This window comes from Roseateles sp. L2-2 (assembly GCF_050613215.1).
GTDB classification, from domain to species: domain Bacteria; phylum Pseudomonadota; class Gammaproteobacteria; order Burkholderiales; family Burkholderiaceae_C; genus Roseateles; species Roseateles noduli.
Map to the genome: position 1 here is coordinate 1,396,973 of NZ_CP192509.1, position 25,211 is coordinate 1,422,183.

Sequence of the window (25,211 nt, forward strand, 5' to 3'; positions counted from 1 at the left end):
CGCCATCGGCCTGGCGTCCGGCGCCGATGCAGCTGCGACTCATCGGCACGTGGACGGTGCCGCCCACCGCCGGCGGTCCGGACCGAGCGCTGGGTGGGATCTCGGGGCTCGACTACGACGCCGACCGTGACACCTGGTTCCTGCTCAGCGACGACCGGTCCGACCACGCGCCGGCGCGCTTCTACACCGCGCGAATCGCCGTCGACGCCTCGGCGATCCGATCCGTGGAGATCACCGGCACCGTCGCGCTCCGGCGCCCTGACGGGAGCGTCTATCCGAGCGGGGCCCAGGCCGACGCCACAGCCGCCGCCGCTTCCGCCGCCGCTGATACTGCGACTGCCAGGGGCAGCGGCGAGGTGCCGGACCCTGAGGCGATCCGCATCGATCCCGTCGACGGTCGTCTGGTCTGGTCCAGCGAGGGAGATCCGACGCGAGGCGGCGACCCTTTCGTCCGCGTGAGCGCGCGCGACGGCGGCTTCGTGTCGTCGTGGTCCGTGCCGGACAACCTGCGCTTCGATCCGGCGGGCCGGCGCGGCGCGCGACCCAACCTGACGATCGAGGGACTCGCCTTCAGTCCCGACGGCCGCTCATTGTGGATGTCGATGGAGGCGCCGCTCCGCCAGGACGGCGACGTCCCCTCGCTCGCTGCGGGCGCGTGGACGCGCTTCTCTCGCGTCGCCCGTGATGGGCGGGTGCTGGGCCAGTTCGCCTACCCGCTGGAGCCGATCCGTTTCGCGCCCGAGGGCGGCGGCACGCGGGCCGACAACGGCGTCAGCGAGTTGCTGGCGACGCCCTCGGGGGCGCTGCTGGTCGTGGAACGGTCCGGCAGGGAGACCGCCGGCGGGGCTTACCGCTTCTCCGCGCGGATCTTCGAGACCGACGCGACAGGCGCGACGGATCTGCACGGTGTCGAGGCAATCCCGCGCGCGGCATCGGTGCCGATGCGCAAGCGGCTGGTCCTCGACCTGATGGCGCTCGGGCTGCCGCAGGTCGACAACATCGAGGGCGCGGCCTGGGGCCCGCGGCTGCCCAACGGGCATCGGACCTTGATGCTGATCTCCGACGACAACTTTAGTCCGTCGCAGATCACGCAGCTGATCGCGCTGGAGGTCCTGTCCGAGTAAGGGGCGACCGATCGGTGCGCGACTCGCCCGCGAGCAGTGGGCATCGAGGGGAAACGCCGACGCGGTGGTCCGGACCGACGCCTACGCTGCAAGCGCCGCGGCGGTCCGTCCGCTTTCCAGGGGGCGTGCCGCGTCGGACAACTCAACCTCGAAGGAGACCGCGATGGACCGACGTTCCCTGCTCAACACTTCGGCCGTGATGGCTGTCGGCGCCGTGGCCGGCTGCGCGCTGCCGGGCCAGGCCGATTCGACATCCGCGACGGCGAACACCCCGTTCGCCGTGCCGCAGACGACGATCCCCATCGTCGGCAGCGACCAGCGTTTCCCGGTGCGCCGCATCTACTGCATCGGCCGCAACTATGCGGCGCATGCGCGCGAGATGGGCAGCGACCCGACGCGCGAGCCGCCGTTCTTCTTCCAGAAGCCCACCGACGCGATCCAGAACGTCGCGCCGGGCACCGTGGCCGATCACCCGTATCCGACGCTGACGAAGAACTACCACTACGAGTGCGAGTTGGTGGCGGCGCTCAGCAAGGGCGGGCGCGACCTCTCCACCGAACAGGCGCTCGCCCTCGTGTACGGCTATGCGATCGGCCTGGACATGACGCGACGCGACCTGCAGCGCGGCATGGGCGACCAGAAGAAGCCGTGGGAGATCGGCAAGAGCTTCGACCAGTCGGCGCCCATCGGTCCGATCCACCCGGTCGCGCGGCTGGGCGGTCATCCGTCCAAGGGCGCGATCTGGCTGAAGGTGAACGGCCAGACCAAGCAGGACGCCGATCTGAGCCAAATGATCTGGAGCGTCGCCGAGCAGATCTCGCAGCTGTCGCGGGCATTCGAACTCAAGCCGGGCGACATCATCTACAGCGGCACGCCGGAGAACGTCGGCCCGGTGGTCAAGGGCGACGTCATCGACTGCCACATCGACGGCCTGCCGAACCTGGGTATCCGGATCGTCTGAGGGCGTACCTCCGAGGAGGGGTTGCCTCATTCCGCAGCATTGCAAGTATTTCCTTGCCACGACAAGCACTTGCAGCATCCTTGCCCGGGCAGCCAACAGACTTGTCCACAGAGGCCGTGGACAGTCTGGCGGCCCGGTGCACAACCAGTGGGCACTGTGAGCAACTGCGGAGGAGGAACGAACTTTGCCCACCGTCCCGGGCGGTGGCGTCAAGGCCGTCCGGTCGCCAACCGCCCGCGTCTCGGGACTGCCTTTTTTTGAAGCACTGGAAGTTTTTCCCTTGTGAAACAACGGGTTGAACAGACCCTGCAGAGGCAGCCAACAGACTTGTCCACAGTTCGCAGGGACAATCCGACTGTGCGCGAAACGGGTGTCGGATAGCCCGTTCGGATCGCTGCCTCATTTCGCAGCACTGCAATGAATTCCGTGAGGAATCAACGGCTTGCGGAATCCCTGCCCGTTGAGCCAACAGAGTTGTCCACAGAAGCCGTGGACAGTGTCAGGGCAGCGGGGCGGGGAGGGTGAGCCGGGCTTCGAGTCCCCCATCGGTCCTGTTGTGGAGGGACAGGCTTCCCCCCATGGCGGTAGCGAGTTGCAGTGCGATCGCCAGACCCAGGCCGGTGCCGCCGGTGTCGCGGTTGCGCGAGGTCTCCAGCCGGTGGAAGGGTTTGAAGACGGCCTGCAGCTGTTCTTCGGGAATGCCCGGCCCGCGATCCAGCACCGCAATCGTCAGGCGAGGGGTCGGGTCTTGCCGATCCTGCAGATCCTGCGCGACGCTGCGCGTCACCTGGATCCCGGCCTGGCCGCCGAACGCCAACGCGTTGTCGATCAGGTTGACCAGGATGCGCTTGAGCGCCTGCGGCTGCGCCATGATCGGCGAGCCGGCCTCGCCGTGGAGCGTCACCGCCTCGCCGGCGTCCTCGTAGTCGCCGACGATGCTCGCCAGCAGCGCGTCGGCGTCCAGCCGGGCCGGCACTTCCGAGGTGCCGTGCAGCGTGCGCGCGTAGGTCACGCCTTCGCGGACCAGGACATGCATCGCGTTGAGGTCGTGGTGGAACTTGCCGCGCAGTTCCTCGTCGCTCATCAGGTCGGCGCGCAGGCGCATGCGGGTGATCGGCGTCTGCAGGTCGTGCGAGATCGCGGCCAGGATCTCCACCCGTTCCGCCGTGTAGCCGGCGATGCGCTGCTGCATCGCGTTGAAGGCGCGCGCGGCGTGGGCGACTTCGGCCGGACCTTCCTCGGGGATCAGCGTGGGCGACAGGTCCGGACCGAGGTCGTCCGCCGCGGCGGCGAGCGTCTTCAGCGGACGCGTCACCAGCCGCACCACCATCCAGCTGCACACCGCCAGCACGATGAGCTGTGCGCCCAGCACCCACATCACCCACTCGGGGATGGGCATGTCGACGCGTTGCGCGTGGACCGTCACCGCCGAGCCGTCGTTGAGGCGCACCAGCAGTTGGTACCGCTTGACGCCGAGCTGCACCGCGCGCTCGATGTGGAAGGGTTGCATCGCCTGCGTCAGCGCGTCGACGAAGGGGCCGTTGAAGTCGGTCCGCTGCACCGGTCCGGCCTTGGGATCGATCTCGTCGGCGAGCGCGAAGCGGTAGTTCGGGCGCTCCAGGCGCTTCAGCCAGTCGGGGCGTTCGGCGACCGGCAGACGGTCCAGCACGGCGATGCCGGTGGCGATGTCGCGCTCCACGCCCGACATCATCAGCGTGCGCAACGCCATCGAGCGCTCCTGCCGGATCGCGACGTAGGCCATCGCCTGCGCGATCGCGATGCCGAACACCATCAGCCAGAACACGCGCGCGAAGAGCGTGCGCGGGCCGAAGCGGCGCTTCGGTTCCTGCGCGGACCTCGTCGTTCCCGGACGCGCGGCGGTCGAGGCGGACGCGGTGCTCATGCGCCTTCGCCCAGGCCCTCGTCGCCTTCGGACTTCAGCGCGCGCTGCAGGAAGTCCAGGCGGTCCTGGCCCCAGAACAGTTCGCCGTCGAGGACATAGCTCGGCGCGCCGAACAGGGCGGCGTCGATCGCGCGCTGCGTGTTGGCGTCGTACTGCGCGCCGATGTCGTCGTCGGTGGAACGGACCAGACGCTCGGCGGCCAGTCCCTGCTCGCCGAGGATCGCGGTCAGCGTGGCGTCGTCGGCGATGTCGCGCTGCTGCTCCCAGACCGCGCGCAGCAGCGCGCCGGTCACGCGCATCGCGGCGTCCGCGCCGTCGGCCTGGTCGACCGCGATGATCAATCGCGCGGCCTTGTGCGGCTGGACCGGGAAGCAGGCCGGCTCGACGTTCATCGGCAGCCCGAGGTGCTTCGAGAAGCGCCGCAGCTCCAGCAGTCGATAGGCCTGACGCTGCGCGGGTCGCTGCGCCAGCGGCAGCCCGCCGGAGACGGCGAACAGCTTGATCAGGTCGATCGGGATCAACCGCACGGTGGCGCCGGCGTCGCGCGCGATGGCGGCGAAGCGCTCGTGACCGAGGTAGGTCCAGGGGCTGATCGGGGCGAAAAAGTAATCGATGACGCGGCTCACGAGGGTCTCCAAGGCGTTGGGCGATCGGCAATCACCAGCAACTCCGAAGCGTCGGGGAAGCGATGAAGGCAGGACGCCCTTCTTACTCCCTCTCCCGCTTGCGGGAGAGGGCAGGGGTGAGGGCCAGCGGCCGTGGCAGTGCTGAATCCCGCAGGCCGGTTTATAGGCCCGGGCGCCGCACTTGTGGGCGCCTTTGTATTGGCGTGTATCCGTGTCCCGCACCGGAGACACAACATTGCCTGTCCGTACCCCTGGCGGGGGCGTCGCCGGTACATTGCGCCCATGCAGACCACCGCGCCCACCCAGGATCATGTGCTGATCGTCGACGACGACCGCGAGATCCGCGAATTGCTCACCACCTACCTGACCCGCAACGGCCTGAAGGTGACGGCCGTGCCGACCGGGCGCCACATGCGCATCTCGCTGGAGACCGGCACGCCGGTGGATCTGGTGATCCTGGACCTGATGCTGCCGGGCGAGGACGGCCTGTCGCTGTGTCGCGACCTGCGCGCGGGCAAGCACAAGGCGACGCCGGTGATCATGCTGACGGCGCGCGGCGACGAGGCGGATCGCATCCTCGGCCTGGAGATGGGCGCCGACGACTACCTCGCCAAGCCTTTCGCGGCGCGCGAGTTGCTGGCGCGGATCAAGTCGGTGCTGCGTCGCGCTCGGATGCTGCCGCCCAACATGCGCTCGACCGACGAGTCGCCGCGGCTGGCCTTCGGCGAATGGGTGCTCGACACGGTCGAGCGTCACCTCATCGACCAGCAGGGCACGGTGGTGCCGCTCAGCGGCGCGGAGTACCGCCTGATGCGCGTGTTCCTCGACCATCCACAGCGGGTGCTGAGCCGGGATCAGTTGCTGAGCCTCACGCAGGGCCGCGAGGCCGAGCTCTTCGAGCGTTCGATCGACCTGCTTGTGAGCCGCATCCGCCAGCGCCTGCGCGACGACGCGCGCGAGCCGAAGTACCTGAAGACCGTCCGCAGCGAAGGCTACGTGCTGTCGATGGCTGTTGAGGGCCGCGACTGATCGTCGCGCCCTCCTGGTCGTTCAGTCCAGTTGCTCAACCCTGCTGCTTCAGCAGCGTCTGGATCTGCGCCTCGGTCTGCTGGTACGCCCCTTCGCCGAAGTGGGAGTAGACGATCTTCCCCTGCTTGTCGACGAGGTAGATCGCCGGCCAGTAGCGGTTGCCGTAGCTCTTCCACGTCTTGAAGTCGTTGTCCTGTGCGACGGCGTGGCGGATGCCCAGGCGCGCGATCGCGTCCTTCAGTCCGGCGGTGGAGCGCTCCTCGTCGTACTCCGGCGAATGCACGCCGACGACCACCAGCCCCTGGTCCTTGTACTTCTCGTGCCAGGCTTTCACATACGGCAGCTGGTTCAGGCAGTTGACGCAGGTGTAGGTCCAGAAGTCCACCAGCACGACCTTGCCGCGCAGTTCGTCGATCTTCAGCGGCGGGCTGTTGATCCAGTTGTCGATGCCGGTGAAGGCCGGCGCCGGCTTGCCGGCCATGCCGGTGCTGCCGATGTTGCCGAAGAGCGACGCGGCGACCGCATCGGACGCCATCGGCGGCAACGACAGCGCCACCGCCGCGACGGCCGAAGCGCCGGCGATCAGCAGCGGAAAGAAGGAGCGTCCGGTGAGGGGGCGGCGGGTGGTCTGCGACATGGGGAATCCTTTCCAGGCCTGCAGCGGGTTGCTGCGATGGAGCGGATTCTTCGAAAACCGCCCGATCCGCGATACGGCTTTCGTATGCCTGTGTATCCCGCCCGGGAAGGAAAGACGATCCGATGCTCAGCGCAACAGATGCAGCGTGATGTCCGTGAGCTCGCGCTTGAATCGCGCGGGATCGTCCGGCAGCGTCGACACCGCCCGCATCACATGCGCGTAGGCCACCGTCTTGCTGATGCCGTTCATCAGCACCGAGAACAGCAGCGCCGTATCGCAGCGGTGCAGTTCGCCGGCGTCCATCGCGTCGCTGAACAGCGGCAGGCAGACATCGTGGAAGGGCCGCACGATGGTGTCGACCAGCACGTTGAGCCGCTCGCCTTCCTCGGTCGCGGCGGTGGAGAAGAAGATGCCGATGTCCGGGTGCTCGAAGACGCGGTCGATGAAGGACAGCATGCAGCGCTCGACGCGCTGGCGCGGACCCAGCGAGGCGTCGCCGCCCAGCTCCTCGGCGATCTGCAGCATCGGGTCCATCAGCACCCGGATCTGCTCGACCACCGCCAGCCAGAGCGCTTCCTTCGACCCGAAGTGATGCGCGATCAACGCCGGATCGAGGCCGGCCTGGCGCGCGATCTCGCGCACGCTCGCAGCTTCATAACCGCGCAGCGCGAAGATCCGCCGCGCGGTGCGCAGCAGGTTGTCCGCGCCTTGCGCACAGTCCGCGCTCGGCCGCCCGCGCCTTCGCGGCGCCCCGCCAGTCTTCGGGGTCTTGTTCATCGTTCGCCCCGCCTTTGTTATATTCATCACGCGTTGAATTATTTCAGGCTTTGACGCCGGATTGTCCGGCGGATGAGAAAGGCGGTGTCGCATGTACAGGGATCTCGCAAGCGATCCGTCCCGGGACGGTTGGCTGCGCACAGTCGCGTGGCTCGGCAACGGCGGCGTGCCCGATACGCCCCCAGCCCCCTCCGCTCGTCAATTCAAGACCGCACCGACCATCCACGTGCTCGACCGCCCCACGCCGCGCACAGCCGCCATCTCCTGGTCAGACCCCGGCGCCTGCCACTACGGCTATCAGATCTGGGACATGGTCCCGTCCAAACGCGACGGCATCTGCGTGCTCACCGGATCCGCCATCCGCGCCGGCGAAATGATCTACACCCCGCGCGTCGATGAATCCTCGCCCATCAACGCCGGAGAAATGATCGCAGCAGCGTTCGTCGACGCCTGAAGAACGAGCGCGCGAGCTTGGCCGGCACCGGCGGCTCACGCCTCGCGAGGTCGCGCCAACTCGTTCCGTTCGCCTGCGGCTCACTGCACTCAGACAGACGGCGCTCAAGTCAGTCTTGAACGCTCGGCTTCGCCGCCGGCACCGGCCAAGCCCTCCGTCACGTCACAGCACCACGAAGAGCCCCCACACCACCACCGGCGCAATCACCGTCACCGCGACACCGTAAAGCAGCAGCAGCCGGAAGAAGCGGTCGCGGTCCATGCCCTTGGCATTGGCCAGCACCAAGGCCCCGTTGGTCGAGAACGGACTCACGTCCACGATCGTCGACGAGACCGCCATCGCCGCGATGAAGCCGATCGCCATCGTCGAGTTGTCGCCCGTCAGGAACGGTACGCCCAACGGGATCAGCGATCCCAGCACCGCCGTCGACGACGCGAAGGCCGACACCACCGCGCCGACGAAGCACAGCAGCAGCGCCGCCATCAGCGGCGACGTGAGATTCGCGACGCTGTGGCCGACGTAGTCGATCGTGCCCATCTTCTCCATCACGCCCACGTACGTGCTCACGCCGACGATCAGCATGATCTCCGGCCACGAGACCTGACCCAGCGCGCTCTTCTGCAGCCGCGGCTGCATCAGGCTCAGCACCAGGCCGATCGTGATCGACACGAAACCGATGTCCAGCTTGTAGACCAGGGTCAGCACCGCCAGCAGCAGCAGGCCCAGCGCCGTGATCACCTGGTGCGGACCGGTGTTCTGGAAGGTCTGCGTCTGGACCTGGCCCATCATGGAGGACTTGCTCGCCGCGACACGGCGGCCTTCGCCGTATGAAGCCGCTTCCGCATCGCCGAAGACCTGCGGACCGCCTTGTGCCCGCGCGACCGGCGGGATAGGCGCAAGCTCCCCGTCGTCCGCGACACGCCCGCATCGCATCAGCTGCAGCCCGCCGAGTGCGAGGAAGAGCCCCAGCGACACCGCGAAGTTGACGCCGAAGCTCGCCAGCATGGTCGTGATCTCGCTGAGCGGTAGGCCCGCCTTGGCGACGATCTTGTTGGTGATGCCGCCGTAGATGCTCATCGGCGAGAAGCCGCCCGCCTGCGCACCGTGGATCACCATCAACCCCATCATCAGCGGATTGATGCCGTGCCGCGCGGCGAAGCCGAGCGCGATGGGCGCGATGATCGCGACCGCCGCCGGACTGACCGCGCCGAACGAGGTCAGCAGCGCCGCGATCATGAACATGATCCACGGGATCGCCGCGATGCGGCCCCGCACCGCGCGCACGGCGAGCCGCACCAGCCAGTCGATGGTGCCGTTGTTCTGCGCGAGTGCGAAGAGATAGGTGATGCCCGCCAGCGTCAGGAACAGCTCGGCGGGGAAGCCGGCCATGATGGCCTTGGCGCTCATGCCTGCCGCCAGCGTGCCGACGAGGAACGCGCCGACGAAGGCCAGCACGCCCATGTTGATCGGCAGCGCCGTGGCCACGACGAACATGGCCGCCAGTGGAAGGATGGATATCCAGTGAATGTTCATCGCCGTCTCCTGTTGTGACGGTCCGGCGCGTCGAACGCCGGCCGCATCGTTTCTCGATGGCATGCACGGTATCGAGCGCGCGGGCGAGCTTCAATCAAGCTCATGACGGGACCTTTACGCGCGACGCAACGATCGAGGGAGAACCCGTTCCGCGCGCCTCACGGCGCGCTGCGTTCGATCCACGCGAGCACGCCGTCCAGCGTGCGGAATTCGTCCGCGGAGCGCGCGGGAATCGACGGATGCCGCTGTTGCCAGAGCCGTGCGAGCGCCTGACCGCCGCCGATCTCCAGCACGCAGGACGGCCCGCGTGCGGCGAGCTGATCCATGACCTCGTCCCATCGCACCGTGTGGTCGATCTGGCGCGCGAGTCCGGCGCGCGCCTGGTCCGCGGTCCAGACGCGATTGGCGTCGCTGTCGAACAGCGCGAGCATCGGAGCGCGCAGGTCCGAGGTCGATAGCGCAAGACTGAATGCCTCCGCCGCGGAACGCATCAGCGGCGTATGCGACGCGACGGAGACGGCGAGCCGCGTGCAACGCGCGCCGCGCGCGGCCAGCGTCGCTTCGACGGCATCGAGCGCATCCTCGCCGAGCGGTCCGCCGATGACGACGGAGTCGTCGCCGTTGCGGATGGCGATGCTCACGGGCGTTCCGAGCAGAACGGCTTCAACCTCCGTCGCTGCAAGGCCGGTCACACCGCAGAGTCCGCCCGCGAGCGACCGGCTCGCTTCGTCCATGAAGCTCGCGCGCTGAGCCGCGAGACGGATGGCATGCTCTGCATCGATGACGCCCGCCGCCGCACTCGCGGCGAGCTCGCCGACGCTGTAGCCAGCGACGCCGATGATCTCGATCGATGCGGACGTCAAGCGCGATGCGATCCGCGACCACGCCGCGAGGCCGGTCGTCGTGATCAGCACCTGCGCGTGCGCGTTCGTGCGCGCCCATCCGGGATCGGCGAGCGCCTCACGCCAGTCGGGGACGCCGAGTCGCGAACTCAAGGTCGCCATCGAGGCGTCGTCGCCCAGCCACGGCAGCATCGCGGGATGCTGGTTTCCCTGACCGCTGAAGACGACCGCGACGCTCACGACAGTGCGAGGCGTGTTGGCACCACACCGACCCCACCAACCCCATCGACTCCATCGACTCCATCGACTCCATCGATCGCGTCGAGGGCGCCGATCCGTCGCATCCAGCACACGGCGGCCAGCATGTCGGCGGAACCGCCGGGCGAGAGCCGGCGGGCTTCGAAGTCGGCTGCGATCGCCGCGGCGCGATCCTGGGCGTCAGGCGTCGCGGCGCCGCCTTGGTCGATGAACCCACGTGCCGCGCGCTGCGCGAAGCGCAGCCCGTCGAGACCGCCGCGATGCGCGAGGTTGCTGTCGTCCAGCGTCGCCATGAGATGGAAGAGGGTGTCGAGCTGCGCGCGTTCGCGCGACAGCCCGCGCCGGAGGGCCGAACACATCGCCGGAATCGCCGTTTCGAACACGGCAGGGAATCCGAGTGCGGCCTCTTCGGATGCGCTGCGCAGCTTCAGCTGGCGAGCGGCGATACCGCCTGGCAGGTGGGAGGGCCGGGACGAACGGCGTTGCAGTGCGTCGCCCCACCGCTCGATGAGCATCGTGCGCAGGACCTCCGGCGTCAGTTGCCGACGCGTGGCGACGACGGCACCGGCGGACGCGCAGAGCAATCCCAGCAGGAAGATCGCGCCGCGATGCGTGTTGACGCCGCCGGTCGCTGCGAGCATCCGGGCTTCCGCCTCGATGCCGGCGCGTTCGAGTTCGGGGAACTCCGCGCCCGTCGCGCCGAGGCCGGCGATGCGGACGAAGTACGGACGCAGCGACGAGAGGCTGCGCATGAAGGTCCGCGCATCCATGTCGCTGTGACTGCCGTTGCTGGTGAAGGTGACCAGGCCGGGCTTGGGCGACAGCGCCAGTTCGTCGTACAGCGCGGCGGCGGCGGCGCGGCCGATGGCGTCGGGTGTCATGCGTCGTCGGCGTTCATGCCGCCGCCTTGACGTCGCGGACGATCTCGCCGAGCTCGGTCACGAGCCGGCTGCCGCCCATGGACTTGACCAGGATGGATCGCACGCCGCCCGCGCGCCAGGTGAGCCATTCGCGCCAGGACACCGCGTTGTCGCCGTCGAAGACCAGCTCGCCGTCCAGCCGGAGTCCGGGGATCTCCGCGCCCGCCAGCAGCGCGGCGACCTGGTCGGCCTGCCCGGCGTCGGTCACGCCGACCCACAGGTCCGCATCCGAGTCGGCGCGCACGTGGACCATCGTCGACAGCGCCTGCCAGCCGTAGCTGCCGTACACGCGCGGCTGGACGCCGCAGGCGAATGCTGCGCGGCACAGGTCGTCCCAGGCGGCGCGGGCCGACGCGGGCAGCAGCTTCGAGACGGCCCGCGCGGCGGGGAATTCGTCGAAGAACATCACCTCGCTGCGCGCGGCGCTGACGCCGATGCGGCGCGACTCCCAGCGCAGCGGCGCCGACAAGCCCATCGCGATCGAGGCCGGCTCGGCGCCCGCATCGCAGCGCTGCTGCGTCACCACCAGCGGCAGCCCGCGGGAGGCCCACAGCGTGAGGCATTCGCGCTCGACCGCGTCGCGCGCGCCCGTGCGCAAGCGTTCCCATGCTGCCGGCGTCAGGTGCACGAGTTGATGGCGGTGAAGGCGGGCCATGGCGTCGATCCGCGTCAGGCCGCGTCAAGCACGCGCTGCGTGACTTCGGCCGCGAGCCGGCGTCCGCCGCGCCCGGCGCCGTCGATGGCGCGGCGGTCCTCCGTCGGCGCATCGGCCAGCGCCTGGCGCAGTGCCGCCTGCAGGTCGCCGGACCACAGCCGGCGCACGCCGCCCATCGCCACGTAGTTGTCGACGCCCGGCGCGAACACGGGATTCGTTTCGGACAGCGCCGTGAGCATCTCTTCCGGCAGCTTCGTCACGCGTGACATCGCCGGGATGCGCATGACGCGGATCTCTGCCTCGGGCAGCGCGTCGCAGGCGTCGGCGATGAGGCCCGAGGTGATGAAGCCGCCCGACAGCGCCTGGTCGTAGACCAGCCCCAACACGCGATGCCCGCGTCGGCGCGCGAGGTCGATCGTCATGCCCAGATGCGCCATCGCGCGGTTGATGCCGAGCAGCTCATCGCGTCGACGAAGCTGCTGCCCCTGCGTGTCGATCAGCAGGAGGATAGGCCGACCCGGATGGCGGGCAAGGGTGTCCAGCACCACGCGCGCCTGCGCCAGCGCGAGCTTCACGCCGATCGGTGCGTGGTTCGTCGTGCCGACGACGGTCAGCGGCTCGCCGTCGAGTTCGACCGCACCGTGCAGGAAGTCGCCGTCCAGCGTCAGCCCGCGGTCCGAGCCGAACAGCGTCGTGGCCAAAGTCTTCCAATCCATGTTCGTGTCTCCTACCGGGTTCGGTCGTTCGACGACGCGGAGGTCGAAGGACGCAGCGGCACGACGGCGGCGACGTCCAGGTCCGGAATGCGCGTGGCCTGCGCGACGCCGAGCCGCGTCCACAGCGCCTGCGCGTCGTCACCGTCGACCGGTTCGTCGAGCAACGACAGCCGATGCGCGATCAGCGCATGTTCCGCTTCCAACGCGTCGATCGTGACCGGTCGCGATGTCGGTAACGTGTCCATGGCCGCGATCGCCGCGCGGCGGAAGGCGGCGACGTCGTCCTCGACCAGGGCGTCGCAGTCGCCGCTCAGCCAGCGGTGCTTGCCGCCGGTGGTGCGCCAGACCAGCGCGCGGTCGCGGGCGTCGAATTCCTCGACGCCGTTGGACGCCTCGATGACCTCGGGCCCCGACATCGCGAGCCGGCCGAGATCGCTCATGACGACGAAGTCGGTGCAGCGCGCCACGATGCCCATGCCGCCGAAGCAGCCGTTCGCCGCGCCGATCAGCGCGATCACCGGGATGCCGGCGTCGCGGACATCCAGCACCGCGCGCATGACCTCGGACACCGCGATCAGGCCGGCGTTGGCCTCATGCAGACGGACGCCGCCCGAATCGAGCAGCAGCAGCACGGCGGCAGGCCGGTCGCGCAGCGCGCGGCGCAGCAGGCCGACGAGCTTGGCGCCGTGGACCTCGCCCACGCCGCCGCCCATGAAGGCGCCTTCCTGCGCGGCCACGAAGATCGCCCGGCCGTCGAGCGCCGCGCGTCCGACCGCGACGCCGTCGTCGAAGGCCGAGGGCACGCCGAGCTGCGCCAGGTGCGGGCTCATCACGCGCTCCTGCGGCGGCAGCCATTCGTGGAAGCTGTCCGGATCGAGCAGCAGCGCCAGCCGCTCGCGCGCCGAGCATTCCGCGTAGGAGAGCGCCGTCATGGCCGCAGCTCCTGCACCGCCTGGTCGAGCCGCAGGCTGACGACCGCCGGCGTGGCGCCCATGTCGTTGATGGACACGCGCACGCCGGCCAGGTCGTGACGGCGATGGAAGTCGTCCAGCACCGCTTGCCAGATGGCCGCGAAGCCGCGTGCGGAGGTCTGGACGCGGACGGCGCAGTCGCCGCCTGTCTCCGGTTCGAGCATCACCTCCAGGTTGCCGGAGCCGACGACGCCGACCAGCACCGGCGCGAAGCCGCTCAGCGCGTGGGAGCCGGCGAAGCGGAAGTCCAGGGTTTCGAGACCGGGCGGAACGGGCGTCATGGCATCTCTCTCGTGTTGTCTCGTGTGGACTCGTCGTGCTTGTTTCGTGCTGGCTCAAGATGGCTGTCGAGGCGGCTCACCAGTTGCGGAAGCGCTTCGGCGGCTGGTACAGCCCGCCGGAGGCGCGCACCAGGTCGCGCATGCCGCGCGCGGCCAGCAGGTTGCGGGTGGCGTCGCGCGGGTCGATGCCGAGGTCCTCCGGGCGCTTGATCACGCCGCGGTCGCGCAGGTTCTCCACGGCGCGGCGGTCGCGCCCGAGTCCCACCGCCGTGTAGCCGGCGACGCCGCGGATCGCCTGTTCGCGTTCCTCGTCGCTGCGGCACAGCAGCAGGTTGGCGATGCCTTCCTCGGTGAGGACGTGCGTGACGTCATCGCCGTAGATCATGATGGGCGGCAGGTCCATCCCGGCCTGGCGCTGCAGTTCCCACGCGTCGAGGTGTTCGACGAACGCGGGCTGCATGTGCTCCCGGAAAGTCTCCACCATCTGCACGACCAGCTTGCGTCCGCGCGGTGTCGCGGCGGCGCCGGTCAGGTGGCCGCGCGCCTCCTCGCCCGCCTTCAGCCAGGCGGGGCTGGCGTGACGGCGGCCGCGCGCGTCGGCGCCCATGTTGGGCGCGCCGCCGAAGCCGGCGATGCGGCCCAGCGTCGCCGTCGAGCTGTTGCCCGCCAGGTCCATCTGCAGCGTCGAGCCGATGAACAGGTCGCAGGCGTAATGCCCCGCCGCCTGGCTGAACGCGCGGTTGCTGCGCAGGCTGCCGTCGGGGCCCGTGAAGAACACGTCCGAGCGGGCGCGGATGTAGTCCTCCATGCCGAGCTCGGAGCCGAACGAATGGATGGATTCCACCCAGCCCGCCTCGATCGCCGGGATCAGCGCCGGATGCGGATTCAGCGCCCAGTGGCGGCAGATCTTGCCCTTCAGGCCGAGCGACTCGCCGTAGGTCGGCAGCAGCAGCTCGATCGCGGCGGTGTCGAAGCCGATGCCGTGGTTGAGGCGCTGCACGCCGTACTCGGCGTAGATGCCCTTGATGGCCATCATCGCCATCAGCACCTGGATCTCGCTGATCTGCGCGGGGTCGCGGGTGAACAGCGGTTCGATGACGTTGGGCGTGGGCGCGCGCACGACGAAGTCGACCCAGTCCGCGGGCACGTCGACGCGGGGCAGGGCGGTGCCTTCGGGCAGCAGCTCGTTGACCTGCGCGATGACGATGCCGCCGGAGAACGCCGTCGCCTCGACGATCGCGGGCGTGTCCTCGGTGTTGGGGCCGGTGTAGAGGTTGCCGTGGACGTCGGCGGCCTGCGCGGCGATCAGCGAGACCTTGGGCGTCAGGTCGACGAAGTAGCGGGCGAAGAGCTCCAGGTAGGTGTGGATCGCGCCGATCTTCAGGCGGCCGGCGGACAGCAGCTTGGCGAGTCGCGCGCCCTGCGGCCCGGAGAAGCTGAAGTCGAGCAGGCCGGCGATGCCGCGCTCGAAGACGTCCAGGTGTTCGGGCAGCGCGAGCACGGACTGGACCATGTGCAGGTCGTGGACGCGCGCGGGGTCGAGGCGGACCAGCGCCTTGGCCAGGAAGTCGGCCTGCTTCTGGTTGTTGCCCTCCAGGCAGACGCGGTCGCCGGGCTTGAGCACGGCGTGCAGCAGGTCGACGATCGCGTCGGTCTCGACGTGTCGTGCGGCCAGTCGCGTGCCGAGCGCCTCGCGGGCCGCGGCGAGCCGGGCGGCGCGGTCGCGGGCCTTGGTGTCCATGGGGATGCGGTCCATGGAGACGGAAGTTACGGGCCGGGGGCCGCCCGATCAATCAACCGGCACGCGGGACGATTACGGGGAGCGGAACGGTTGCCGCGAGGGGGCGACGGATCGTCGTCCTGCCCTTCAGGGGATACCCGGAGTCGGACCCGCCGATCCGTCGATCGGCGTCAGTGAGCGCAGCGCTTCAGTGGCCGCCGAGTTTCAGCGTGCGGCTGGCCGCGAGCAGCGCGAGCAGGTTGGGATCGCGCTCGCGGGTGCGCAGGAAACACAGCGCGATGGTCTGGCGCACGGCGTAGCGCTCCTGAAGCGGGATGAGCCGCACGCTGGGCGGCAGCACGCCGCGCACGCGACCGGGCAGCAGGGTGCAGCCGATGCCGCCGCCCACCAGGTTCATGAGCGAGAAGATGTCGTTGGTCTTCATGACGATCTGCGGCTCGAACCCGGCGATGCGGAAGGCGTCGACGAAGCGGTTGTAGGTGACGAAGCCTTCCTGCAGGCTGACGAAGCGTTCCTCGACGCAGTCGCGCAGGTCGATGCTCGCAAGCTCGGCGTAGGGCGACTGGGCGGGGGCGGCGAAGAAGATGTCGTCCTCGAAGAGGGCGTGGGTCTCGAGTTCCGGGGCGGCCTCGGGCAGGCCCATGACGGCGGCGTCGATGGTGCCGTCGCGCAGGCGCTGGGTGAGGTCGGAGTTGGAACCGAGGATGAGCTCGGCCTGGACGTCGGGCTTGCGGGCCTTGAGCGCCATGATCATCGACGGCACGGTGCCGCTGGTCAGCGAGTACAGCGAGCCGATGCGGATGCGTTCGGCGCCGTAGCCGGCGATGGCGCGGGTGGCGCTGATGCCTTCGTCCATGCGCTGGAGGATCTCGCGGGCGACGTCGGCGAGGGCGTGGGCGGCGTCGGTGGGCTGCAGGTTGCGGCCTTCGAGCCGGAACAGCGCGCAGCGCGTGCCGGCCTCGAGCGAATGCAGCGCGCGGTGCACGCTGACGGCGCTCGTGCCCAGCCGCTCCGCGGCGCGCGCGAGGCTGCCGCTCTCAAGGAACGTGATCAGGATCTCGAGCTTGCGGAAGGTGATCTCTTCGCTGATGCGGGGGAGCATCATGTGTCCTCGAATGCGGTCTTCACCGCGGCAATGATCCGATCCTGACGCGAGTGCAGCTTGCCGTCATCCTGGAAGATCTCGGGCAGGGTCTTGCGCAGCTTGTTGCTGACCATCCAGTTGCTCTCCTTCAGCGATCGGATGATGCGATCGGCGTCGTGATCCGGCATCTCGACCACGCGCTTGATGGCAGCGCGGGCTCGATCGTTCTGGCGCAGCAATTGGGCCTCCTCCGCCATCTCGTGCTCGACGGTCTGCCGCAGCACGGCGCTGAGGTATCGCGTGTGTTCGGTGAGGTCGAGGAAACGCCAGACATGTCCGGCATCCTCGATCTGGAGGAATTCGAAATCGGTCGTGACGCCGTCCGGGCATTTCCGCAGTTCGCCGAATCGATAGGCGTCGGCGTAACGCTTCATGAACGGCTTGGAGATTGCTTCCAGCACCTGATCGTATTCAGCCCGCGCCCGGGCTGTGCCCGCGATCGTGGCGGAGACTGGCACGATGATGGTGGGCGGGACCAGACCGTCGCCGGCGAGCAGATGGTTGATCAGGAAGCGGTGGATACGGCCGTTGCCGTCCGCCAGCGGATGCAGATAGACGAATCCGAACGAGATCGCCGCGATGCGGGCGACGCCGGGCATCTCGCGCGTGCGAACTTCCAGTTCACGAAGCGCGTCCAGCATCGGCTCGACGGCGGGCTCGGCGGGTGCAACGTAGTGGACGATCTGCCCTCGGAACGTGCTTTCACCGACGAACACGGGAGACTGCCGCACGCCCGTCCTCAGCGCGGCGTCGCCCAGCACCGCCCTCTGCAGCATGTCGAGGTTGGCCGGCGCCATCGCGTCTTCGAGATGCCCGCTGTATTCCTGGATCACCGCCGCAAACCGCTTCACGCGGTCTTCCTGATCCGCTTCGTGTTCGATCGCGAAGCTGGCGCGCGATTCCTTGAAGGTCAACCACGCCGCGCTCCGCAAGAGAATCTCCGCGCCATAGCGCTCGTCGAGCTCCTTCACGCCTGCCGCGACGTCGTAGACCCAATCGCGCTGGTCTGCCGGACCGAGATGCACCAGCGGGCAGAAGGCGGGCGTTCCCGGCATGTTGTTGTTGACCCGCCAGCGGCGATTGCGTTCGGCGCGTGCTGCGGTCAGGTAGAGGTCCGAAGGCAGTGCATCGACGTACCCCACAGTCGACTTGCAGTCGGCCACCGACAACTGCTTGCCGGTGATCCACTCGAAGTAGAAGGCCGTGCGCCGGGCGTAGATGCCGGTCGGTTCTTGACGGACCCAGCCGGCAACCTCCTCCGGATCGATCGTCGTGAAGAGTCGCGAGAAGAACTCCAGATTGATGCGCTCGTACTTCAGGCCGAACTCGAAATGTCCGCGCAAGCTGTCCTCCGGCTGATAGGAGGGGGTCCAGGTCTTGATCTCCCGTCCCGAAGCTTCTTCCCGCTGCAGGCGCGTGCCGATGCGGCTACGCGTGAATAGCGGTTGCACCAGCTGGAGTTGGTGGAGCTCCACCAGTCGCTGAAAGCCAATATGGACGTCGGCCATCACGTGAAAATCGCTATAGGGGCGTTCATTTTGCTAGAGAAAAGCACTTTGTCGAAAAAAACGCTATAGCGGATGTGTCCGCGAGGCCGGTGCGACCGTCGCCGATGCGCGGAATAGCGTCCGCCGTTCGTTGGTCGAAGGCTGGCTACAGATTTGCGTAGGGGCGGATCGCCCGCGATCGCCTGACGGCGATCAACAGTCTCTGCGGCGAACACCCCGAGGACCATCGTGACCGACCGATTCCAGGGATCGGAGATCGCTCAAATCAGGCATCGATGGAGGCGCACCGACCTTCATCTGCGGTTGGTGTTGCGCCCGTATCTACCAACGAATTGAGGATCGCGTTGCGGGGCGAGGCGCAGTGCAATGAGCCCATGCAACAAGCACATCTGAAGGGCCAGCCGCAGCGGGTGGCCCTCGAACACCTGGTCAACCCGCCGCGCCTGTTTCCGGACCCGGAGATCCCGACACCCTGGCCGCCCAGTCCGCGTTGCTGGGATTCCGTGGTTCACCCGTTCGAAGTGCGTCAGGAGTGGTACCGGGACTACCTGGTCGAACTCGGAGAGGATCCGCTCCCGTTCGTCGGCAGCGTGACGGTGAACGGCATCCCGCACATTGCGGCGGCGTCCATCGTCGCCTTCCTCGGGAGTCGCGGAAGGACCTGCCTCTGGCCCGAACCGCGGAACCATCTCTTCGACGTTGTCGTCGACATGGCGGAGGCCGCCGGCATTCTCGTGATGACGAGCCCCTGGGGCATGGAGGGCGGCGCCGGTCCGTTCGACGCGGAGGAGGTGCTTGGTCTCACCCTCACTCACGAGCTGGCGCCCGTGATCGTTCTCAACGAGCGGCAGGGGAAGGACGATCAACTCCTGACGCTCGCCAGGCACCTCGCCTTGGTGTGGCTCGGGCAGTCGGGTGTCAGTACTGCGGCGGCTCCGGTCCGCAGCGACGCAAGCATGCCGCGATTCTGCGACGCCGTTGCGAGGGAGGTCGTGGCCCGGCTTCATCGGCATGTTGCCGCGAACAAGCTGGTCGTCCCGTCGATGCCGTCCATCGATGGCTGGTTGGCCGTCGCCACGCGGTCAAGCCGCACGTTCACCCGCGCCCTGATCTGCAACACGGGCGGCACGTCGACGACCTTCATGTCGGCGTTCCGGATGCTGGGCATCAAGTCCACCGACGTGTTTGACGCGATCGGCCGATCCCTTGATCTGGAGGTGTGAGATGGCCTATCTGCTGGACGCGAACGTGTTCCTGGAAGCCCGGAAGACCTACTACGGCATGGACTTCTGTCCTGCCTTCTGGCGATGGCTGACGGTCAGCCAGGCGGATGGTCAAGTCTTCAGCGTGACCCAGGTACGCGACGAACTGACCGACGAGGTGATCGTGCCGTGGGTTGCCGCGCAGTCGCCAGGCTTCTGGCTCGACGCGGATGACACGGTGGCCATGGCCATCCACGCCGTCGTGGAATGGGTCAACAAGCAGGGCTTGCTGGATCCCGTGCTCTTTGAGTTCATGGACTCCGCGGACATGTACCTCGTGGTTCATGGGCTCGCGCGTGGTGACACGGTCGTGACTTTGGAAAAGTCGGCTCGGGGCTCGAAGAAGAAGATCAAGATCCCGGACGTCTGCGCAGCAGTCGGCGTGCGCTGCATCGAACCGCACGTGATGCTGCGCGAGCTCCAGGCTCGCTTCGTCCTCGGCCCGATTCACGAGCCGTACGAGGGTGCGAACCTCGCGAAGATCTCGAAGGACGAACCGCCGAGAACTGCGGCTGCGGACGTTCAGGAAGCGCTGCTGCGTTCGGTGCCCACCGGCACGGATTGATTCGAGCAGGCGGCCAGCGCCTCATCCAGGTGGGATTGCCAGATCGCGGTCCACGAAGGCGGCGCGGATCGGGAAAGCGCCTGCAGTGGTTCGACCAGGCGCGGATCGGCGAGCGCTTCGGCTGCGTCCAGCTCATACAGGTGGCACTCGGGCGTGAGCTGCGTGATCAGGACATCGACGATGTCGTGATCGCCACGCCGTGCGAGCCCCACCAGCGCCTCGCCGCGGACATCCTCGTCGCTGTCCTGCAGGTTCGTTCGCAGCGCTCCGCGGATCTCCGGCGTGTCGTCGTCGCGCAGCGATCCCAGCCCGAAGGTGGCCCAGTCGCGAACTTCGGCGGACGTGTCCGTCGCGAGACGGATCAGGCCTTCGATCGCCTCCGGTTCCTCATAGGAGCCGAGTGCCACGGCGACCTGCCAGCGCATCTTGCTGTCCGCATGGGTCGACAAGCGGAGCAGCCCCTTGACGCTCGCGCCATGCGGCCGTTGCCCGAGTCCGGCGACCGCGGCACGGACGACGTCGTGATGCGGATCGGACAGACCTCGCAGCAGGAGCTGCTGGGTCTGCTGCTCGGCGAAGACGACGTCGCGGCCGTGCTCCCGCCGCATCAGCTGCGCGGCGATCGACATCCCGACCGCGCGCCGACGGACGCGCGGGCTGTCGCTCATCGCTTCGATACGGGCCAGCAGCGCGGGAGATCCTCGTCGCTGCAGGACCTCGACCGCACGCCACCCTTCCTGCGCATGCCAATGCCGCAGCGCGTGGCGCAGCAGGCGATCGACGCTGAAGGACTTCAAGCGGTTGCGTGCAAGGCGTTTCATCGGCGTGGCACTCGAAGACGCGATGTCCGACTCTACCCACAACGGTCGGTCACCCTTCGGTAGGACCTGTCCTCGATCCAGAGTGCAGGATTGTTGACTGCCGCGGCTGCTGGCCCTCACCCCCGCCCTCTCCCGCAAGCGGGAGAGGGAGTGAGAATGCACCGAGCCATCCGTGGCAGGAGCACTGGGGTGGCCCCCTCTCCCGCACTGCGGGAGAGGGCAGGGGTGAGGGCCAGCGGCGGTGGCAGTGCGGAAGCGCTCTTCAGCGCGTCGCCGTTTCCTCGTCGCCCGTCGGCAGCCGCAGCGCCCCGGTGTTGTAGTCGTACTCGAACACCTCGCCATGCCGCGCCCACGTCACCGCCGTCTGCAGGACGGCATCCGCCTCGGTGTCGTCGAGGTGCTCGCTCAGCAATCTGAGCACCGGCTTGTCCGGCATCTCGCCGCTGGGCTCCTGCTCCAGGCTGTGCCGGATGTGCGCGATCAGCGGCACGTGCGCAATCAACTGCTGGCCGAAGAGATCGCGCCGCAACCCGTGCGTGCCTTCGACATACCGCCGCCCCAGCGGCGTCAGCTGCAGATCCCCGCTGTCGAGCTGCGCCAGCCCCAGCAGCGCCAGCGCATGCGCCACCGGCAGCAGCTCCGAGTCCGGCAGCCCCGCCTCTTCGCACAGCTGCGGCAGGTCCGCACGGCCGTCGAAAGGCGGCTCGGCGAGCAGCTCCAGTAATCCATCCATCCGCGCCACGTCCGCCGCCGGCAGACGCTCGGCCAGCGGCGCCGGCGTCGCGGCCGCGTCGACCGTACCCGCAACCCGCGACGGTCGCGCCGCGCCCGCCGTCATCAGCGCATAGACCTCATCGATCAACGCGCGCACATCTGCGCTCTCCGGGTCACGCGGCCGCGGCAGCTGCACCGCCAACTGGCAGCGGATCCTCCCCGGATCGCTCGCAAAGATCAGCACCCGGTCGGCCATCATCACGGCCTCCTCGATGTTGTGCGACACCACCAGCATCGCCCGTGTCGGCATGTGCCCGCCGTCCCACAGCTCCAGGATGTCCTCGCGCAGCCGCTCGCCGGTCAGCACATCCAGCGCGGAGAACGCCTCGTCCATCAGCAGCACGTCCGGCTCCGTCACCAGGGCCCGCGCGATGCCGACCCGCTGCCGCATGCCGCCCGACAGCTCGCGCGGCAACGCGCCCTCGAAGCCGCTCAGGCCGATCAGCGCGATCGCCGCTTCCGCCTTGGCCTCGCGCTCGGCCTTGCCGACGCCGCGTGCCTCCAGCCCGATCTCGACGTTCTGCTGCACCGTCAGCCACGGGAACAGCGCGAAGGACTGGAACACCATGCTGATGCCGCGCGCCGGTCCGGACAGCGGCTGGCCGCGATACCGCACCTGACCCGCGTCGGCCGGCACCAGCCCGGCCATGATCCGCAGCAGCGTGCTCTTGCCCGAGCCCGATTGGCCCAGCAGCGCGACGATCTCGCCTTCGCGCAGATTGAAGTCGACGTCCGCCAGCACAGGACGAGGATGACCATCGGCCGAGCGGAAGCGCTTGCCCACGCCGTGGAGTTCGATGATGGATGCGGTCATGCCGTTCTCCTCACAGATCGCAGTTCACAGATGCATGTTTCTTGGGTGCATGCTTCAAAGGTGCATGCGGTCTTCGGCCAGCCGGTACAGGCGGCGCCAGACGAAGTGGTTCAAGCCCATCACGAAGATGCACATCACGCCGATGCCCAGCGCGATCCGCGGGAAGTCGCCCCGCGCGGTCATCTCCGCGATGTAGCTGCCCAGGCCGTGGGCCTTGAGCGTGGTGTCGCCCCAGGAGACGTACTCCGCGACGATGCTGGCGTTCCAGGACCCGCCGCTGGCGGTGATGGCGCCGGTGACGAAGCTGGGGAACACCGCCGGCAGCAGGTAGCGCCGCCACTTGAGCCAGCCGCTCAGTCCCAGGTTGCGGGCCGCATGGCGCAGCTCGGCGGGGATGTTGGACGCGCCCGCGATGACGTTGAACAGCAGGTACCACTGCGTGCCGAAGATCATCAGCGGCGACAGCCACACGTCGGGGTTGAGCTTCCAGCGCACGATCAGCACGACGGCCACCGGGAACAGCAGGTTCGCCGGGAACGCCGCCAGGAACTGCGCCACCGCTTGCAGCCGGCCGGACCAGCGCGGATTCATGCCGATCCAGATGCCCACCGGCACCCAAACCAGCGCGGCCAGCGCGATCAGCACGAGCACGCGGACCAGCGTCAGCAGGCCGAGCCCGAAGACATGGCCTGCCTCCGACCAGCCGACCTCGGTGTGGACGAAGCGGACCAGGTGATACAGCGCCACCATCACCGCCGCGGCGATCACAGCGTCCCAGGCGCGCGTCCACGTGGCGCTGGCGATGCGCGGCCTTGCGCGGATCGAGGTGCCGTCGTGGTGCCGGCGGAACCACACCAGGCTGCCTTCGAGCCGGTCCACCAGCCAGGCCGCCGAACGTCGCGTGAACGAAGTGCGCCGCAGCCAGTTGAGCATCCAAGAGTTGGGTGCGGCATCCGAGCCGCTGTCCTCGAAGCGGAACTTGTCCGCCCACGCGACCAGCGGCCGGAACACGAGCTGGTCGTAGAGCAGGATGCCCACGAGCATCGCGACGATCGCCCAGCCGATGGCGCCGAGGTCCCGGGCTTCGATCGCCATGGCGATGTAGGAGCCGACGCCGGGCAGCTTGATGCTCTGGTCGGAGACCGAGATCGCCTCCGACGCCACGACGAAGAACCAGCCGCCGGACATCGACATCATCATGTTCCACAGCAGGCCCGGCATCGCGTAGGGCAGCTCCAGGCGCCAGAAACGCTGCCAGCCGGAGAGCTGGAACACGCGAGCCGCCTCGTCGAGCTCCGACGGCACGGTGCGCAGCGACTGGTACAGGCTGAAGGCCATGTTCCAGGCCTGCGAGGTGAAGATGGCGAAGATCGCCGCGCACTCGACACCCAGCAGGTTGCCGGGGAAGAGCGCGATGAAACCGGTCACCGTGATCGACAGGAACCCGAGGATGGGGATCGACTGGAGGATGTCGAGCATCGGCACCAGGACCTTCTCGGCAGCTCGTACCTTCGCGGCGAGCACGGCGAAGACCGCGCTGAACAGCAGCGCCAGCAGCATCGCCGCCAGCATGCGCAGGTTGGTGCGCAGCAGGTAGTAGGGCAGGTGGGACGGATCCAGCGACAGCGGCAACGGATCGCCCAGCGCGAACGGACGCGCCATCTGCGCGGCGCCGTAGGCCAGCAGCACCAGCAGGGCCAGCACCAGCGGCAGCAGCGCCCAGTCCCAGCGGTTGGTGCCCGCCTCGACGACAGGACGGGGGAAGAATTGGCGGCGGTCCATGAGCTTGGCTTTCTCGTTCTGCATGGATTCCAGAGGACAGACGGCCTCCAGAGGCCCCCCGCGCGAAGGTGCGCAGGATGCCTGCAAGGGCCTTCAGAAACCTGTCCGGTTTCTGGCCCGAGTCTGTCAGGCTCTGAGCGTCTGCGCCACGTCGAAGAACGAGTTCAGCAGCAGGCTGTCCCGACGCTCCTTGAGGCAGTAGATGTGCGTCTCGGTGTAGGCCGGATCGCCGTCGATACGCACCGGGCGGAACCGGGCGTCGGGAATGAACTCCGCCTCGGAGACGACCCCGATGCCGATGCCGCGCGCGGCCGCCTCCCGCAGCGCCTCGCGGCTGCCGATCTCCATCGCGACACGCGGCGCGATGCCCGCCTGGCGCAGCGCCGATTCGAGCGCGCGGCGCGTGCTCGACCCGTCCTCGCGCTGCAGCAGCGGCTGGTTCTCCAACGCCTGCAAGGGCACGCTCTCGTGCTTCGCGAACGGGTGTTCGAGATGGACGAACAGGATGATGGCGTGCCGCGCGTAAGCCATGGTCTCGAAACCCGGCGCGTCGTGGAATCGCGCCAGCACGCCGACGTCGATCACATAGTTCTCCAGGTCCCCGAACACCTGCGCCGAGTTGCCCAGCCGGATCGAGACGTCCACCTTCGGATAGCGCTGGCGATAGGCGTCCACCATCTCGATGACGTGGAACGGTCCGACCGCGCCGAGCTTGAGCTGGCCGCGCGTGAGCTCGCCGCAGTCATGCAGCAGGTTGTAGGCCTCGACCTCCAGCGCGGCCAGCTGTCGCGCGATCGGCAGCAATTGATGGCCGACGCTGGTCAGCTCGATGCGGTGACCCCGGCGGTGGAAGAGCTCCACCTTGTGCTGCTGCTCCAGTCCCTGCACCTGGGTGGTCAGCGTCGGCTGCGACAGCCCGAGCGCCCGCGCCGCGGCGCTGAAGCTGCCGTGGCGGGCGACGGCCAGGAACGCGCGGAGCTTGGCAGCGGACATGTATAGAGACTCTCGATGATTTCGTGCGGTTTGCGATATTGATTCGATCGAGTGACGGTCACGTGACATTCCTACGCTGCCGGGGCCCTTCCATCAATCGGCTCGTCGAGCCTGGAGACA

24 protein-coding genes are annotated in these 25,211 nt (G+C 68.4%); 6 read left to right on the forward strand and 18 right to left on the reverse strand.

The annotated features are described in order from the left end of the window. Nucleotides 1-26: 26 nt before the first annotated feature. Together ACQZ13_RS06365 and ACQZ13_RS06370 are read left to right on the forward strand one after the other, a co-directional pair. Nucleotides 27-1,124, forward strand: coding sequence for an esterase-like activity of phytase family protein (locus ACQZ13_RS06365; RefSeq protein ID WP_431050372.1), 1,098 nt, complete (start codon nt 27-29; stop codon nt 1,122-1,124). A gap of 163 nt (nt 1,125-1,287) precedes the next feature. Next, nucleotides 1,288-2,085 carry a fumarylacetoacetate hydrolase family protein gene (locus tag ACQZ13_RS06370; RefSeq protein ID WP_431050373.1) on the forward strand — a complete coding sequence of 266 codons (798 nt, stop codon included), beginning with the start codon at nt 1,288-1,290 and terminating at the stop codon, nt 2,083-2,085. 499 nt (nt 2,086-2,584) lie between these two features. Here the strand turns inward: ACQZ13_RS06370 and ACQZ13_RS06375 are convergent, their stop codons facing one another. Both ACQZ13_RS06375 and ACQZ13_RS06380 read right to left on the reverse strand, forming a co-directional pair. Then, nucleotides 2,585-3,988, reverse strand: coding sequence for an ATP-binding protein (locus ACQZ13_RS06375; RefSeq protein WP_431050374.1), 1,404 nt, complete (start codon nt 3,986-3,988; stop codon nt 2,585-2,587). Beyond that, a complete protein-coding gene (locus ACQZ13_RS06380; protein ID WP_088408475.1) occupies nt 3,985-4,614 on the reverse strand; it encodes a 2-hydroxychromene-2-carboxylate isomerase in 630 nt (209 codons plus the stop codon). The genes ACQZ13_RS06375 and ACQZ13_RS06380 overlap by 4 nt, the downstream gene beginning before the upstream one ends. A gap of 282 nt (nt 4,615-4,896) precedes the next feature. On the opposite strand from ACQZ13_RS06380, the gene ACQZ13_RS06385 reads away from it, so the two are divergent. Then, entirely contained in the window at nt 4,897-5,643 is a 747-nt protein-coding gene (locus ACQZ13_RS06385; protein ID WP_431050375.1) for a response regulator, read from the forward strand. A 34-nt stretch (nt 5,644-5,677) separates the two neighbouring features. On the opposite strand, the gene ACQZ13_RS06390 is transcribed toward ACQZ13_RS06385, so the two are convergent. Both ACQZ13_RS06390 and ACQZ13_RS06395 read right to left on the reverse strand, forming a co-directional pair. Further along, entirely contained in the window at nt 5,678-6,178 is a 501-nt protein-coding gene (locus ACQZ13_RS06390) for a thioredoxin family protein (RefSeq protein ID WP_431053143.1), read from the reverse strand. A gap of 228 nt (nt 6,179-6,406) precedes the next feature. Continuing rightward, nucleotides 6,407-7,057 carry a TetR/AcrR family transcriptional regulator gene (locus ACQZ13_RS06395; RefSeq protein WP_431050376.1) on the reverse strand — a complete coding sequence of 217 codons (651 nt, stop codon included), beginning with the start codon at nt 7,055-7,057 and terminating at the stop codon, nt 6,407-6,409. A 91-nt stretch (nt 7,058-7,148) separates the two neighbouring features. Between ACQZ13_RS06395 and ACQZ13_RS06400 the strand changes: the two genes are divergently transcribed. Next, complete coding sequence (locus ACQZ13_RS06400; RefSeq protein ID WP_431050377.1) at nt 7,149-7,511, forward strand: DUF3331 domain-containing protein; 363 nt, start codon at nt 7,149-7,151, stop codon at nt 7,509-7,511. Between the two features lie 162 nt (nt 7,512-7,673). Here the strand turns inward: ACQZ13_RS06400 and ACQZ13_RS06405 are convergent, their stop codons facing one another. The 10 genes from ACQZ13_RS06405 to ACQZ13_RS06450 form a co-directional block, all read right to left on the reverse strand. After that, nucleotides 7,674-9,044 carry an SLC13 family permease gene (locus tag ACQZ13_RS06405; RefSeq protein WP_431050378.1) on the reverse strand — a complete coding sequence of 457 codons (1,371 nt, stop codon included), beginning with the start codon at nt 9,042-9,044 and terminating at the stop codon, nt 7,674-7,676. A gap of 158 nt (nt 9,045-9,202) precedes the next feature. After that, nucleotides 9,203-10,078 (reverse strand): ACP S-malonyltransferase, encoded by an 876-nt coding sequence (locus tag ACQZ13_RS06410; RefSeq protein ID WP_431050379.1) that lies wholly within the window; start codon nt 10,076-10,078, stop codon nt 9,203-9,205. Between the two features lie 44 nt (nt 10,079-10,122). After that, nucleotides 10,123-11,025, reverse strand: coding sequence for a triphosphoribosyl-dephospho-CoA synthase MdcB (gene mdcB, locus ACQZ13_RS06415; RefSeq protein WP_431050380.1), 903 nt, complete (start codon nt 11,023-11,025; stop codon nt 10,123-10,125). A gap of 13 nt (nt 11,026-11,038) precedes the next feature. After that, complete coding sequence (gene mdcG, locus ACQZ13_RS06420; RefSeq protein WP_431050381.1) at nt 11,039-11,719, reverse strand: malonate decarboxylase holo-[acyl-carrier-protein] synthase; 681 nt, start codon at nt 11,717-11,719, stop codon at nt 11,039-11,041. Nucleotides 11,720-11,733: 14 nt separating this feature from the next. After that, nucleotides 11,734-12,435, reverse strand: a complete 702-nt coding sequence (locus ACQZ13_RS06425) for a biotin-independent malonate decarboxylase subunit gamma (RefSeq protein WP_431050382.1) — start codon at nt 12,433-12,435, stop codon at nt 11,734-11,736. Nucleotides 12,436-12,446: 11 nt separating this feature from the next. Next, nucleotides 12,447-13,367 (reverse strand): biotin-independent malonate decarboxylase subunit beta, encoded by a 921-nt coding sequence (locus ACQZ13_RS06430; RefSeq protein ID WP_431050383.1) that lies wholly within the window; start codon nt 13,365-13,367, stop codon nt 12,447-12,449. Next, nucleotides 13,364-13,687: a malonate decarboxylase acyl carrier protein gene (gene mdcC, locus ACQZ13_RS06435; protein WP_431050384.1), complete on the reverse strand. Its 324-nt coding sequence runs from the start codon at nt 13,685-13,687 to the stop codon at nt 13,364-13,366. Before mdcC ends, ACQZ13_RS06430 begins: the two co-directional genes overlap by 4 nt. Nucleotides 13,688-13,763: 76 nt before the next feature. Further along, on the reverse strand, nt 13,764-15,443 hold the full coding sequence (gene mdcA, locus ACQZ13_RS06440) for a malonate decarboxylase subunit alpha (protein ID WP_431050385.1): 1,680 nt from the start codon (nt 15,441-15,443) through the stop codon (nt 13,764-13,766). A gap of 172 nt (nt 15,444-15,615) precedes the next feature. Further along, nucleotides 15,616-16,530: a LysR substrate-binding domain-containing protein gene (locus ACQZ13_RS06445; RefSeq protein ID WP_431053145.1), complete on the reverse strand. Its 915-nt coding sequence runs from the start codon at nt 16,528-16,530 to the stop codon at nt 15,616-15,618. Continuing rightward, entirely contained in the window at nt 16,530-18,080 is a 1,551-nt protein-coding gene (locus tag ACQZ13_RS06450; protein WP_431050386.1) for a Fic family protein, read from the reverse strand. The genes ACQZ13_RS06445 and ACQZ13_RS06450 overlap by 1 nt, the downstream gene beginning before the upstream one ends. A gap of 374 nt (nt 18,081-18,454) precedes the next feature. Between ACQZ13_RS06450 and ACQZ13_RS06455 the strand changes: the two genes are divergently transcribed. Together ACQZ13_RS06455 and ACQZ13_RS06460 are read left to right on the forward strand one after the other, a co-directional pair. Further along, the gene (locus ACQZ13_RS06455) at nt 18,455-19,303 is read left to right on the forward strand and encodes a hypothetical protein (protein ID WP_431050387.1); all 849 of its coding nucleotides are present in this window, start codon (nt 18,455-18,457) and stop codon (nt 19,301-19,303) included. A gap of 1 nt (nt 19,304) precedes the next feature. Then, nucleotides 19,305-19,907 (forward strand): DUF4411 family protein, encoded by a 603-nt coding sequence (locus ACQZ13_RS06460; protein WP_431050388.1) that lies wholly within the window; start codon nt 19,305-19,307, stop codon nt 19,905-19,907. On the opposite strand, the gene ACQZ13_RS06465 is transcribed toward ACQZ13_RS06460, so the two are convergent. The 4 genes from ACQZ13_RS06465 to ACQZ13_RS06480 all read right to left on the reverse strand — a co-directional run bounded on the left by ACQZ13_RS06465 (nt 19,865) and on the right by ACQZ13_RS06480 (nt 25,091). Beyond that, nucleotides 19,865-20,728, reverse strand: coding sequence for a HEAT repeat domain-containing protein (locus ACQZ13_RS06465; protein WP_431050389.1), 864 nt, complete (start codon nt 20,726-20,728; stop codon nt 19,865-19,867). The genes ACQZ13_RS06460 and ACQZ13_RS06465 overlap by 43 nt on opposite strands. Nucleotides 20,729-20,990: 262 nt before the next feature. Next, the gene (locus ACQZ13_RS06470; protein ID WP_431050390.1) at nt 20,991-22,316 is read right to left on the reverse strand and encodes a nitrate/sulfonate/bicarbonate ABC transporter ATP-binding protein; all 1,326 of its coding nucleotides are present in this window, start codon (nt 22,314-22,316) and stop codon (nt 20,991-20,993) included. 54 nt (nt 22,317-22,370) lie between these two features. Continuing rightward, complete coding sequence (locus tag ACQZ13_RS06475) at nt 22,371-24,098, reverse strand: ABC transporter permease (protein ID WP_088408458.1); 1,728 nt, start codon at nt 24,096-24,098, stop codon at nt 22,371-22,373. Between the two features lie 126 nt (nt 24,099-24,224). Next, entirely contained in the window at nt 24,225-25,091 is an 867-nt protein-coding gene (locus tag ACQZ13_RS06480) for a LysR substrate-binding domain-containing protein (protein ID WP_431050391.1), read from the reverse strand. Nucleotides 25,092-25,211 lie beyond the last annotated feature (120 nt).